A 13,068-nucleotide genomic window follows, 5' to 3' on the forward strand; every position below is an offset into this window, starting at 1 on the left:
GCTACCTCTTTCGTGTGGTCGGGAAGTCTGGGCGGCTACGTGATCCGGGTGAATGCCGAATCGCGCGGGGTGCTGCTGCTGGCGGTGCTGCGGCCGGGCCGGGGGCTGTGCTCTCCCGATCCGTCGCCGGTGGCGCTGCTGCTGGCTCCCGCGCGGGTGCTGTTGCGGGCGCGGCCGCTGTTCTCGCGCGTCGGCGGTCCGCCCTGGCCGCCCTTGCTGTTTCCGCCCGCGCTGGCCCCGGTACGGGCCGCGCTGCTGCTCGACGGCGCGGCCGCCGTGCCGCTCGTGCGGCCGCCGGTGGTACCGCCCGCGGTGGTGCTGCCGCTCGCGGCGGCGTTGGTGCTGCTGGCCGTGCTGCGCCCGGTGGATCCGCCCTGGGCGCTGCCCTTCGGTGCGGGTGCCGTGCCGCTGCCGCTGGCGTTCGCCGTGGTGCGGTTGCCGCTGCCTGCTCCGCCGGAGCTGCGGGACGGCGGCGGACCGGTGAGGGTCTGCGCGGCCGCACGGCCCATCGCGCCGATGAACGGGACGGCCTTCGAGGCTCCCCGGCCGGCGGCCGCCAATCCGCTTCCGGCGGCTCCCAGGGCCGCGCCTGCGCCCTTTCCGCCGGTCTGGGCAAGGCTCTTACCTGCTGCGATTCCGGCGCGGCCGTTGCGGATGGTGCCGCGCAGCATCGGGGTTCCGGCGTAGGAAACGTTCGTGCCGATCATCTGCATGAGCAGAGGCAGGATGAATGCCGGTGCGACCATGAGGGTTACGGCGGCCATGACATCCGCGCCGGATTCCAAGCTTCTGATCTGCATGAACGCGACGCCGAACGCGATTGCCGCAATGGGTTTGAACAGCAGCGCGGCGACGGCGGCGCGGGTCAGGGCCCAGAACACCGTTTTTCCGCCGGGCATGAGGCTGGACGCGCCCGCGATCGGCAGGGCCACGGCGGCGTAGATGATCCAAAACTTTTGCAAGACAAGCTGAATCATCAATTCGAGGTAGGCCAGCAGGCCCAGGATGCACAGCGCCAGGCTGATGACATCCTCGGTCTTCAACTTCGCGTCTCGCCCCGACAGGGCCGAGTTCAGGGCATCGACCACCCTCGTGGGGCCTTCGGGCCCGGCGGCGCTGGTGAATATCCAGGTGGCCAGGGCGTCACTGACTCCCGACAGGGCGATGAGGACGGGGGCCGCCATCGCTCCCGCGATTGCCCATCGGACCAGGCCGCCGACAGCTTCGGGGGCGGCGTTGTCGCCGGAAAGCATGGCCCGCTGGTACAGGACCATGATCAGGGCACCGAGCCCGGCGAGACCGAGCGCGATCGTCTGTAGATCGCTGGTCAGGTCGGACATTTTCTGAACGGCGCTCTGGGTGCCGCTGACATCAACCGACGTGCCCATGAACAACTGGATGACGTACTTCATGATCCAGACGAAACCCGCCAATACCCAATCGACCACGGTCGAAAGAAACGAGCTGGCAGTGTCTTTCGCGGCTTCACCGGCCGCTGAGGACAGCATCCCGCCAAGGGTGGGCACGCACGCCCCGAGCACTTTGACGCCGTTGCAGGAATCGCCGGTGTCGGCGGGCGCGCTGGTCGTCGGCGGCGCGGTCGTCGTCGCCGGTGCGCTGGTGCTCGGTGCGGGTGTCGTGGTCGCCGGGGCGGTCGTGGTGGTCGGGGGAGCGCTCGGGGTCGTGGTCGTGGGCTGCGCGGCCGCGGTGCCCGCCAGGGCCGCCAGCATGAGCAGCACGGCCGCCAGCACCGGCAGGATGCGGCGGAGGGTCACCATTGCGACCACCCGACCGGCGCGGCGCTGTACTGCCCGGCCCGTGGCATCCGGCCGCCGATGGCCAGGACATCGTTCGCGGTCTGCTCGGTCAGATACCAGTCGCCATCTGCCCAGATCACGGAGTAGTCGAAGATGCCGCCTTGCGCCTCTCCTGGCTTGGGCGGAAACCAGACCTGGACACGGGTCACCGTGTCCGAGATCGTCTCGGCCTTCCACAGCGACGGCCGGATGATGGTCTTCTGCGCGGCAAGGCAACCGGGGTTGTCCAGGTTCTTGCTGCGCTCGTAGGCGGGCAGCTGTGGGCTGAGGCGGGCCCGGTCGCCGGGCGCGATCACCATCGGCACCGCGTCGTTGCTACCCGCGATTGCGGCCCAGTTGGTCATCTGGACCATGGCCAGAGCAGCCCCCAAGGGCGTGCGGGCGTATCCGCCGTAGATACCGTCCGCGCGGGTCTTGGTGGGGCCGTCGGTGGTGGAGAACGGCAAGGCCGCGCACCTGACGCGCTGCCACATCACCGGCCCGTCCAGGGACGATTTATCTTGCGGCAGCACGGTTCCGCGAACGTCCTTGGCCTGCTCGATGGTCTTCGGGGTCACGTTGGTTGTCGCCACCAAGGGGGTTCCGAAGTTCTCGGAGAACCATTGGGTTTGCTTGAGCGACTTCGCGGCAGCGGGGGACTGGCCGGGCAGGGTCGGGCCGGGCCCGTCGCCGCCGTTGCGGCTGCACGCGGCGAACGTGGTGATGCCGACCGCGACGGCCAGGGCTGCGGCGCACGCGGCGAGGGTCTTGCGCTTCATGTCCGCGCCTCCTTCTTTCGAGTGATGGGGTTGGTGTGGGCTGCCGCGCCAACTTCGTTGGCTTGCCTCGTAATTGGTGCTGGTTACTTCTGGGGGAGGGCTTCCAAGTCGCCGGGCAGCTCGGTGTAAGCCTTGATCACTACGGCGTTGTCCTTGGGGTCGGGGAGCTGAATAAGCCAGCTGTCTTTGAGCCAGACCAGTTGGCGGGTCAACCCGTTGATGGACTTGTCCGGCTGCTCGAAGACGATTTCGACGGTCGCCGCGAGGTCCTTGTAGTCGGTGAACCGGAAGCCCTTGATGCGCGGCAGGCGCGACGGGTCGGGCTGGCCGGTAATCGAGACGTTGGCGCGGGCGGCCAGGTAGGCGGTCAGCCCGTTGCCGACGGCGAAATAATCGCGAGCAATCGCGCCGAACGCATCATCCGGGGCGGTGTCCAGCAGGGTTTGAGAATCCGCGGCGGCCATCACCGCGCCGTCCATCGTTTGCGGGTACTTGATGCGATCGCCTCGACCGGGGGAGGCCGGCGGCTTCACCGTGCCGTCGGTGACCCAATCCGCACCGCGATAAGTGCTGATGGTCAACGGTTTTCCGGCGTCGCTGCCGCCGCCGCATCCGGCCACGGACAGGGCCGCGACGGCTACAGCGAGCAGCGCGGCGACTCGGGTACGCATACGCATCGGGGGAGTCCTTTCAGTGCAGCCATGAGGCGATGTCGAAGGTTCGGGCCGCGATAGCGGCGCACGGGAGGATGACCAGCAGTTCTCGCCAGAATTCGGCGATGGTGTTCGCACCGTCCCACCAGCGGTAACAGCCCCGGATGATCGCGAGGAACATCGCGCCGAGCGCGAAGTATCCGGCCAGGCCGATGAGCTGGCCGCCGAGTTGCAGCAGCGGGTCAAGCACGTTGGACGGGAGCTGTTCGGCCAGGATCGCGGTCGTCATGGCCGCGCCCCGGCGACTGGATCGAACGTGAACGCCTGCAACAGCCCACCGGCGAGAACCAGGCCGCATCCGATCAGGCACAGGGCGGCGGGGATGAACACCAGGGCGGGCCCGCCGCGACGGCGACCGAGCGAAAGCACGGTCACCGCCGCGACGAAGCACGCGAACCCGGCGTAGGCCATGGTGCTCATGAGCCCGAACCCATGGCCCAGTTGATGATGGTCGCGCCCATCGCGCCGCACCCGATCAGCAGCAGCACACCGCCCAGCCAGCCCAGAACTGAAGAGTTCTGCATGGTCCACTTCTGATAGGCGTAAACGGCTGCGCCGCCGAGGAATGCGGCCAGGCCGACCCATCCGGAGAAGGCCCAGAGCAGGCCGAGGAATTTCGAGGCGATCTGTTCGAACGGGCCGCCGTCGGCGGTCGGCTGGCTCACCGCCAGGACGGCGGCGGCGGTCATGGTGTTGGGGCTCATCTGCTGTTCTCCTTCTTGGCGATGTCGTCGGCGATGTGGTGGTAGACGTGGCGGTAGATGGTTTCGAGAACCGGCGGCACGGCGGGCTTTTCGGCGTTCTGCGGGGTCCACAGCCGCTCTTGTTCGTCCTCGTCGGGCATCCGCATTCGCGGATCGTGGGACAGGGTGTGAATCGGGATACCGGCCCGCTCGGCGGCCGCGATCAGCTCGCGCAGCGCCAGCGTGGGGCGCGGCTGGTCCTCGAGCAGAGCGATTGCCGCCACCTGGGCCCCGCCGCCGACGGTGCGCGAGAGCGCGCCCGCCAGCTGGCGGGCGGCGCGCACACCGTCAGGGCTTTTCGGCGCGGTGAGCACCAGATACGGGCTGCGGCCGCCCTCGGGCCTCCAGCGCGTATCTCGCGGCACTTCTTCGGCGCACCCGCACCACGCGGCCAGGGTGGTTGCTCCGGACTCCGGCACGGCGGCCATCACCTGAAACAGCGGCGGCATGGGCTCGGGGTCGGCGTCGGGCTCGGGGTCGGCGGCCGCGCCGGAATCCGCGGCGGCCTGTTTCTGGCCGGTGGTCTTGATCAGGCTCGGGCCCAGCACTGCGGCGGCGCTGTCCGCGTCGGCGGCGGGCGCGGTGTCGGCGGGGGCCTGGCCCTCGTCGTCGTCCTGGTCCTCGGGCAGCGGTTCGGGCTCGATGACGGGCCGAACTACGGGTTCGTCCTTGCGGCGAATGATGCTGGTCATTGCTTGCTGACCTCCTTGACCTGGGCGGGCGCGGCGATGAGCACCGGGGAACCGATGTGCAGCAGGGCTCCGGCCGGGCTGGCGGGGTCGGTGGCGACCACGCGGGCGGCGATGGAATCGGCACCGTCGGCAAGCCACACCAGGGCCGTGGTCTTGGTCGGGGCCGGGGGCTGGGGCTGGCCGTTGGTGGTCAACCGCACGTCGCCGGGGGTGTCGGTCTTGGGATTGCTCTTAAGCTCCGGCGCCCCAACCGGATTGATGATGTTGCCGTCCTTGTCGCGCTCGTAGCGGGCGTTCACCACCGGCGCGGGCTTGGCGCTCGTGCTGGTCACGGTGGTGGCCTTCGCGGTGGTGGTGGGCGGGTTCTTCTTCGCGGCTTCCTTGTCGGCGGCCTTCTTCAGATCCCGTGCGGCGGCGATGATCCAATCCGCGGTGATGTCCAGCGGCGTGGAACCGTCGGTGCTCACGCGGGCCGTGCGGTAGCCGCCGTGGGTGGCCTGCTGGTTCCACAGCCGCGAGTCCAAAAGCACCTGCGGCAGATCCGCGTTCGCCTTCACCTCGTTGATGAGCAAGTCAAAGATGCTGCTCACCTTCTTCTCGGCGGACTGCGGCGGAATGATGTTCAGCGCGGCCGTGGCGGTGTTGCCCACCACCGAAATCAGCGAGGACAGCAGGCCGGGCGCGGCGCTGGCGGCACCGGTGAGCGCGCCCGTGCCGGCTGCCGCTAGCGCGACTTCCGGGCCCAGCAGGGCGCTTTGGGCGGCGTTGGTGGCCGCGCCGGTCGCGGCGCTGCTGGCGATGGACACCCCGGCGTTGATCAGGCTCGACAGGGTGCCGGTGTTGAACACCGACCCGATGAACGTCGTCATGGACGACATGAGCATCTGGCCCGTCTTCAGCAGGCCGACAAGGGGATTGGTTTGGGTGTCGGCGTTGCGCGGGTCGGCGGCGGACTCGAGGCGCTGGGAAATCGAGGCGTTGCCGTCGAAATACACGTCCGAAAGGTTCTTGCCCTTCACGTCGTTGGTCATGAACGTGGCCAGGCCGGTTCCCAGGGTGTTGGCGGTCGCCGCCGCCAGCGACGTGACCACGCCGAACGGGTCGTGCGTGAAATCGAGGGAGCTTTGCCCCGCGATCTGAAGCGCGACCTTCGCCAGGCTGATGGACTTGGGCGCGGAGCACGACAGATCGCCGTCTAGGCACCACTGCGCTACCCGGCCGTCCAAAAGGCCGAAGCTCGAGGCGATGTCACGCGACGGGCCGATGCCTTGGCCCTTCGGGGAGCTGTAGAGGTCGGGGAACTTCGTTGCGCTCGGCTTGGTCTTCTTGTCGGTGCCCGGCCACGGGTCCGGGCCCACCTGCCCGGACCGGCCGGGGAACAGGGTGGCATTGTCGCTGCGCGTCGGATCGCCGAATGTGGCGACCAAGGCGATATCGCCCGCGGTGATGGTGCCCGCTTTCCCGGCCCCGATCTGCTGGGCCAGCATCGACACGACGTGTCCGCCCTGCGAGTAGCCCAGCAGCACGAGTTTCGTTGTGGGGCACTGGTACAGCACGCGCGAGGCCACCTGTGTGAGCCGGTTGTAGCCGTCGGTCACGCTGGTCTTGTACGCGGTCGAGAGGCCCTGGTACCCGAAATCGGCCGGGTAGGCGATGTAGGTCCGCTCGACGCGCAGGCCCTCGGCCTCGGCGGCGTTGATCACCGGCAGGACGGCGGCCGACAGTTCGCCTTTGTCGTCGTCGCTGGGGGCGTCCACGCTGGTTTCGGTGGTGCCTGCCACGGCGAGCACGTGGATATCCGGGCAGGTGCTCGCGGCGTCGTCGGCGGCCGCCGACGGGGCGACGGCCACGACGGTGGCGGCGGCGATGGCCGCGCAGATGCCGGTCAGAGCGGTGGAACGCACCGCGCCCGCTCTCATGCGTGCGCCTCGTCGGTGGCGGCCTGGCCCTCGACCAGCGCGGAGAGATCGGCCTCTTTCCAGTCCTGGAATCCGGGGGTCTCGCACCATTCGACGGCGGCGGGCGGGTTGGCCGGATCGTCGTTGATCTCGATATCCAGCAGCAGCCGCCACGCGGTTGCCTCGCGGATGAGGTACGCGGTATCGACGTGCGGATTGGTCAAGGTGAGGTGCAGCCGGGCAAGCTCGGCCTTGGCCGCTGTGCGCGCCTTCGACGCCAGAAAGATGGCCTTGCTCGCGGCGGACAGGTCGGCGCTGACCTGATTTCCCTTGTGGTAGTGGCGGTCTCGATCGTGGAACGTGCCGTACCACAACACGGTGCCCTCGGCGTCGCACACCGCGTAGGAGTTCACCGCGTCGGCACCGGCGGCCGACAGGCGGATGACGGGCACGCCTTCGGCGGCGTCGGCGTTCAGCTCGGAGAGCCGCTGGCGGGTGACCTGCTCGCGAATCGCGTCGTAGTCCACGCCGATCTTGCGGAACTCGTGCTTGACGGCGGAGAACTGGGTTCCGTTGAACCCGTGGTCTTTTGCCCACCCGTACAGCTGGGCGTGTGTGGTCATCGCCTTCAGCTGCTCGGCGTCGGCGGTGACGGCCTCGGTGATGGTGGCCCATGTGGCGCTGGTGGTCATGAGGGGTGGCCTTCCTAGGCGGGTTTGTCTTCGATGCGGACGACTCGGAAACCGCCGTCGCCGGGGGCCACGGTGATGACCATGAGCCAGGACACGGGCGCGGCTGTTTGGTTGGGCTGGTAGCGAACTGAGGTTTCGAATCGGTTCTCACCGGCCGGGGTGACCGACACGCACCACTGCGCGTTTGCGGGAACGGACGCGATGCCGTCGGCCACCTGCGCCGGGCCGGGGACGCCAGGCCCGTTGTCGGTGACCTCCATGACGGCGGCCGGATCTCGCCGGGCGAAATACCGGTACTCGTACTCGGCAATCGCGCCCTCACCAGTGGCGCGGTCGCCGCCGGTGTTGCTCACCAGGGCCCCGCCGACCCGGCCAGGGGTGCAAAAGGCCGGCGGGGTGTTCGTGGTGGACGTGGCCGAATTCGGGCCGGTCGCGGGCGCAGTGGTCACGATCTTGTAGGGGTGGGCGCTGTTGGTTCCGCCGGAGCGGTTCGACAGGCCCACCACCACGCCTACGGCGGTGACCACGGCGATTGCGGCCACACCGCCCACCAGCACCCGGCGGCCGGGGCCCTGACGGGCTCCCTTCGCCGCCGGGGTTGCCTTGCTGGTGTTCGGCGTGGGCCGACGCAGTTTGCGACGGCGTGTGTCGGTGCTGGTAGGTGCAGGGACGGCAGCGTTTTCGAGCCACTGCCGCCACCGATCAGATTCTTGGACCACTGCGGCCCCTCCCCTCGAATCGAACTAGACGGCCGGGACGCCCGGCAGCAGGCCCGCCAGCCCCGGAACGGCGGCGGTGATCTGGTCGCGAACCTGGTCGGCCTGCTGCTGAGCCCATGCGTTGACACCGGCGGTAGCGGCCGCGACATCGAACGTTGCGGCGGGCTGCTCGGGCATCGGCGCGGGAATCGGGGCCGCGACCGGCGCGGCCTCGGGCTTGATCTCCGGCGGCAGCGGATCGGACGGCATCACCGGGTTGCCGGGCCCGCCCGACAGGGCAGCACCGGCAACACCGCCGATCGCACCGCCGATCACGGCCCCGGTGGCACCGCCCAGCACGGCACCCGCCCCGCCGACGGCGGCCGCGCCGATGGCCGCACCGATCGCGGTACCGGCGATTCCCGTCGTGACACCGGCCGGTAGCAAGATCCCTGCCGACGCGACCGTTTCGGCGACTCCTGCGGCGGCACCGGCGATTCCGCCGATGGTGCCGCCCGCGAGCGCTCCGACCACGGCGGCGGGCACGCCGACCACCACCGCGCCCGTGGTGCCGCCGATGACGACACCGGCGGCCGCGCCGCTGGTGGTACCGGCGGCCGCGCGCGATGCCTGATCCTCCGGCATTCCGGCGGAGGTGTAGACGTTGTTCACCACCGAATTGCCGTAGTCCAACCAGCGGTTAGCCCAGTCGGCGACATCGCGCGGAACGAAGTCCGGGCGGGGGATCGTGGCGATACCCGAACCGAGCAGATCCGGCGATGTGGGCGGCAGGATCACCGGTTCGAGCGTGGGCGGCGCGGCCGGGGTCTCGGGCGAAACGTTCTGCCCGCCACCGTTGTTCGTGCCTCCACCGTTGGACGGCGGGGTCTGACGCCACACGGTCGCGGGCGGGGCCTGCGGCAGCGTGTTCAGGCCGGGGGTGGTCTGTTCCACCGGCGGCGGCGCGGGCTGGGTAGCCTGCGGTGAGGGGCTGGTACGCGGTACCTGCGGGCTCGGCGTCACCGGGTCCGCGGTGGCGACTCCGGCGACCATGCACACCGTGCACGCTGCGCCGACGCTCGCCGTTGCGATCTTCTTGTACATTTCCTAGTTCCCTTCTTGGACAACAGAAATCGAGACAGTTGGATCGGGGGTCATATGGTTCGGAAGGCCATGAACCGGGCCACCGCGCCCTCGTGGACGAGGTAGAACAGGCCGGTGTGCAGCTGGCGAACCTGCTGCGGGCTGACGGCGAATGTGTGCTGAGCGCGGGCGGAGTTGATGCCGTGGCCGTAGGGGTCGCCTGCGGCCTCGAGCTGCACGCGGGTACCGGCGGATTCGGTCACGGTGTCGGGCAGCGCGGAGCGGCCCAGCACGACGGCGGTTCCCGCACCGAGCATCCGGCGCTGCATCTCCTTATCGAGGCTGAAGCCTTCGACGGTCTGACCGGCCAGGATCAGACCCACATCGGCGGCGCGGGCGGTCTCGAAGATCCGAACGGCCTCGTCGGCAGCGTCGGTCTCGGGCTCCACCATTTGCGGGAACTCGTCAATGGTCACGGCAAGCGGGTGCAGCGTCGTTCCGGCTTTGCTCTGCTCGGAGCGCTGGGCCAGTAGCTCGCGCAGATCGCGCAGCATGAGATTGGCTAGGAGGCGTTCCGCCGGACGTACCGGGAGCAGGGAAACGATGGTCGCCGAACCCTGTGGGAGCTTCGTAAAGCTCCATCCCTCACCGGTTTTCGGCAGCAGGCGGCGCAGCGGCGCGAACATCGCTTCTACGTCCTGGGCCACGCTCTTGGCCTCGGTGTCGCCGTGGCGGTCGGCCTCGGTGATCGGCCCGGCCAGCTGCGCGCCGAGATGGGCCACCGGATCGGCCAGGCGCTCGGTCAGCTCATCCAGCGACTTGACCAGCGGTTTGGTACCGCGCCCGTCAATGATGATGTCGAGCACGCGACGCAACCGCTTGGTGTAGTAGTCGGTGCTCTGCGTCTTGGGCGCGATGAACATCAGCCGGTCAAGCAGCTCATCGCGGGTGGTGTCGAAGAAATCCCACCCGCCGCGTTCGACCCTGACCAGCTGTTCCGCGCCGACGTAATCGCGCTGGGCGCGGGCATCGGCGGCGAACCGCTCGGCGTCCTCGGCAATGCCCTTCAGGTCGATAAGAACCGTGGTCATGCCCATGCGGTTCTGGGCCGCGTGGATGCCCGCCAGGAACTCGGTCTTACCGACACCGGACCCGGCGAACACCTGAATGCGCTGCTGACCGGCGGATGCGGGCACTAGAAGCAGATCGCAGTTCGCGGCGGTGAACTGCGCCGACCGGCGGCGGTCGGTCATCGAATCGTCGGGCATGAGGATGCCGACGCCGTAGCGAACGTCCTTGCCGATCTCGACGGGAATCGGCGCAGTCATCACGCGGACCGGATCGACTACCGACAGTCCTACGGTGTCCTCGTTGAGCGAGACGCCGACAGAGCGGGCTACCTGCTCGTCGTCGGCCTCGGTCATCGCCACGATGGATTGGGCGTTCACCAGGACATCGCGGGCGCGGCCTTCGATGAGTTCGCGGCGCAGCAGGCGGCGGCCGATGAGGAACGCGCCCGGCGCCCCAACCGCGCCCACGGCGGCCGACGCGACCAGCCATGACCACAGCTCGACCGGGGCCGCGTTGTGGGTCATGCGGACCATCGCCGAGACGGTGAACCCTACGACCAGGGCGAACGACAGGCCGGACGCGACCATGAGCGGCCAGCGTTCGGGCGTGAGCCACAGCCAGAATCGGCGGTGCTTCGAGGCGGCGTATCCGCGGTTGCCGATGGCGAACCCGATGCACAGCGGAATCAGGCCCGGTGCGGCTGCTGCGGCGACGACCAGGCCGAGCGCGCCGACCGCGATTGCGGCCGGTGGTTCGCCGTTTTTGGCGGTCTTGTTCGCCCCGGCGGCGGTAAGTGGATTCGTCATCGCTTCCCCCGCCGGCCGAAGGTCAGCAGGTAAAGCGACAGCGAAGGATCTACCCTGGACATGCAGGACTCCCCTTGTAAGTGGTTCTGCTTTTCCTCCGGCGCGGTGGCTGCCGCATTGCCGGAGGAACTTCTCTCGTCTTCCCCTGGGTGGCTGCCCGGGGGAAGACGCTTATGGATGCCCGGTTGACCGGGCGGATCTCTCTTTCTCGGTGTGCGGCTCCCCTTGTGCTGTCGTTGCGGTGTCCAATCTATACCGTCAAGCTATACAGTCAAGACGTGTGATCAATTGAGGAGGTAGGGCATCGTGTCTGCCCATGAAGCGAGACGCAAGGTGAGCCGTCGCATCCTGCGCGGCTTCGACCCCGATCGACTCGGGGCCGCCATAGAGGACACCGGGCTTTCGGTCCCGACGCTCGCGCGCCTGGCCGATGTATCGCGCCAGACCCTCGGCAACTGGATCTCCGGAACTACGTCCCCCTCCGTTGATCGACTCCGCCAGCTGCTCGCCGTGCTCGCCAAAGAGCAGCGGGCCCGCGGCTTGCCGGTGACCGGCGTTGAAGATGTCTACGAGTTCGACCGGGAACACCCGATGCTGTCCGACCTGCGCATTCGGGCGCTGCTGACTCAGCCGGAACTCGGCAAGGCTGCGGGCCTGCCGACCAGCGTCGTGCAGGCCCTCGAGGGCGGTAACGCCCGGTTGATGCCCCACCACATTCCGAAGCTGGCGGCCGCGCTGGGCGTGAGCGCCGAACAGGTCGAACAGGCCCACCACAACACCCGATACCGGGACGCGGGCGCACCCTCGTAGCACTTCCGTTGCGGCACATGCCTTTAGCCCCGCGCGGAATGCTCCGCCGGGGCTGTGGATGTGGGAAAGAGTGATACTCAACGCCTGGTCTCCAACTTCTACGCAACCGAAAGCAGACCCACCACCGTGGCGGGCCGACTGCTTCCGGCTGGGAAAGTTCACCGACCGGGCGTACGCACCTTGGCGTAAAACGCCAACCGCAAGGCCGACGATAGCAGGGCAACATATGCCCGGCAAAGCGGGTTTTTTGGCTATAACTGTGTCCGCCATCACAGTGGCTATCCAGCGGCATACGCCACACAAACGACCAGTTCGGGGGGCGCTTATGCTGGCTGGCATGGCTCTTCCAGGGGAATGGATCGGGATAGACATCATCGGTACGCAGCTGGGCGGGGAAGTCTTCGTGCACAGCTTCGCGGGCGAACGGGTGGCGCGGCCGCTGGCCCGTGTGCGTCAGAAACTCGGATACGACCACAAGGGCGAACAGGTCGTTACCGCCATCGTGGCGGCCAAGCTCGAGGGCAGGGAACTTCCCGCAATTCCGGGGCTGCACGTCGAAACGCACCAGATCGACGGTTCCGACGGAACACCTATCGGGCTGATCTGCTGGATTGCGAACACCCCGCCGACCAAGGACCGCCCGACCTATAACGGCTGGGTGCTGGACATGGCGGCCATGACCACCCGGACCAGCGGTGATGATCCGAGCCTGATCGGCGACGGCCGCGAGGCGGGCGAAGAACGGCACGTGCAATTCCTGTTCACGTTCCTGTGCCCGGAGGATGCCTGGGGCATGTGCGGGGGCTACTACGACGCTCTGACCGGCGATGACGGGCTGTTGATCGACTCGTATTGGTCGCTGCGCACCGCCGATCCGTGGACGCACATGTGGTCCAGCTGCCGCCTGCGCGTCTCCGATGAGGGCGCGCGCACCCTCTACGGCCTGACCATGGTCCTGAAGGAACGCAAGGACTTCGAATCGAACATCACGTCACTGGTGCGATTCACCAAGGCCACAATGCTGCTGGTCGAGAAGAAGAACCGTATCCCGCTCACCACCGTGGGGCGGCTGGCTCCCCTCGGCGAAGCGCGGATCTCGCAGGTACTCGAGCAAGTAGACCTCGATCACCTCGGTTCGCCCGATTCCGGTGATGGCGTGGAACAGGCGGTCACCATCGACGGACAGCCTTTCACCGCAACGAAATTCGCGCTGCACTCCGCACAGGAGAAGCACGGCGACCCGGTTGCAATCATCCTTCTGACCGAAGACACGGCGGCGGCCTGAAC

General features: G+C 68.3%; 14 protein-coding genes. 2 read left to right on the top strand and 12 right to left on the bottom strand.

What is annotated here, in order from left to right; translation table 11 throughout:
• Positions 1 to 35: 35 nt before the first annotated feature.
• The 12 genes from D7D52_RS34835 to D7D52_RS34885 all read right to left on the bottom strand — a co-directional run bounded on the left by D7D52_RS34835 (position 36) and on the right by D7D52_RS34885 (position 10,971).
• A complete protein-coding gene (locus D7D52_RS34835; RefSeq protein ID WP_162958777.1) occupies positions 36 to 1,751 on the bottom strand; it encodes a hypothetical protein in 1,716 nt (571 codons plus the stop codon).
• Between the two features lie 20 nt (positions 1,752 to 1,771).
• Positions 1,772 to 2,575 (bottom strand): DUF8175 domain-containg protein, encoded by an 804-nt coding sequence (locus tag D7D52_RS34840; protein WP_120743232.1) that lies wholly within the window; start codon positions 2,573 to 2,575, stop codon positions 1,772 to 1,774.
• Between the two features lie 83 nt (positions 2,576 to 2,658).
• The gene (locus tag D7D52_RS34845; protein WP_120743233.1) at positions 2,659 to 3,252 is read right to left on the bottom strand and encodes a DUF8175 domain-containg protein; all 594 of its coding nucleotides are present in this window, start codon (positions 3,250 to 3,252) and stop codon (positions 2,659 to 2,661) included.
• A gap of 13 nt (positions 3,253 to 3,265) precedes the next feature.
• A complete protein-coding gene (locus D7D52_RS34850; protein ID WP_120743234.1) occupies positions 3,266 to 3,517 on the bottom strand; it encodes a hypothetical protein in 252 nt (83 codons plus the stop codon).
• Positions 3,514 to 3,708 (bottom strand): hypothetical protein, encoded by a 195-nt coding sequence (locus tag D7D52_RS34855; protein ID WP_120743235.1) that lies wholly within the window; start codon positions 3,706 to 3,708, stop codon positions 3,514 to 3,516. Before D7D52_RS34855 ends, D7D52_RS34850 begins: the two co-directional genes overlap by 4 nt.
• A complete protein-coding gene (locus D7D52_RS34860; RefSeq protein WP_120743236.1) occupies positions 3,705 to 3,992 on the bottom strand; it encodes a hypothetical protein in 288 nt (95 codons plus the stop codon). The genes D7D52_RS34855 and D7D52_RS34860 overlap by 4 nt, the downstream gene beginning before the upstream one ends.
• Positions 3,989 to 4,723 carry a hypothetical protein gene (locus D7D52_RS34865; protein ID WP_120743237.1) on the bottom strand — a complete coding sequence of 245 codons (735 nt, stop codon included), beginning with the start codon at positions 4,721 to 4,723 and terminating at the stop codon, positions 3,989 to 3,991. The genes D7D52_RS34860 and D7D52_RS34865 overlap by 4 nt, the downstream gene beginning before the upstream one ends.
• A complete protein-coding gene (locus D7D52_RS34870; protein WP_162958778.1) occupies positions 4,720 to 6,642 on the bottom strand; it encodes a cutinase family protein in 1,923 nt (640 codons plus the stop codon). Before D7D52_RS34870 ends, D7D52_RS34865 begins: the two co-directional genes overlap by 4 nt.
• Positions 6,639 to 7,313: a hypothetical protein gene (locus D7D52_RS38325; RefSeq protein WP_162958779.1), complete on the bottom strand. Its 675-nt coding sequence runs from the start codon at positions 7,311 to 7,313 to the stop codon at positions 6,639 to 6,641. The genes D7D52_RS34870 and D7D52_RS38325 overlap by 4 nt, the downstream gene beginning before the upstream one ends.
• A 14-nt stretch (positions 7,314 to 7,327) precedes the next feature.
• Positions 7,328 to 7,855 carry a DUF8176 domain-containing protein gene (locus D7D52_RS34875; protein WP_162958780.1) on the bottom strand — a complete coding sequence of 176 codons (528 nt, stop codon included), beginning with the start codon at positions 7,853 to 7,855 and terminating at the stop codon, positions 7,328 to 7,330.
• A 201-nt stretch (positions 7,856 to 8,056) separates the two neighbouring features.
• Complete coding sequence (locus D7D52_RS34880; RefSeq protein WP_120743240.1) at positions 8,057 to 9,115, bottom strand: hypothetical protein; 1,059 nt, start codon at positions 9,113 to 9,115, stop codon at positions 8,057 to 8,059.
• Between the two features lie 50 nt (positions 9,116 to 9,165).
• Entirely contained in the window at positions 9,166 to 10,971 is a 1,806-nt protein-coding gene (locus D7D52_RS34885) for a type IV secretory system conjugative DNA transfer family protein (protein WP_120743241.1), read from the bottom strand.
• 306 nt (positions 10,972 to 11,277) lie between these two features.
• Here D7D52_RS34885 and D7D52_RS34890 point away from each other — a divergent pair, with 306 nt between their 5' ends.
• The gene (locus D7D52_RS34890; protein WP_162958781.1) at positions 11,278 to 11,781 is read left to right on the top strand and encodes a helix-turn-helix domain-containing protein; all 504 of its coding nucleotides are present in this window, start codon (positions 11,278 to 11,280) and stop codon (positions 11,779 to 11,781) included.
• A 259-nt stretch (positions 11,782 to 12,040) separates the two neighbouring features.
• Positions 12,041 to 13,066, top strand: coding sequence for a hypothetical protein (locus D7D52_RS34895; RefSeq protein WP_246023516.1), 1,026 nt, complete (start codon positions 12,041 to 12,043; stop codon positions 13,064 to 13,066).
• Positions 13,067 to 13,068 lie beyond the last annotated feature (2 nt).

It is taken from the genome of Nocardia yunnanensis (assembly GCF_003626895.1).
GTDB lineage: Bacteria > Actinomycetota > Actinomycetes > Mycobacteriales > Mycobacteriaceae > Nocardia > Nocardia yunnanensis.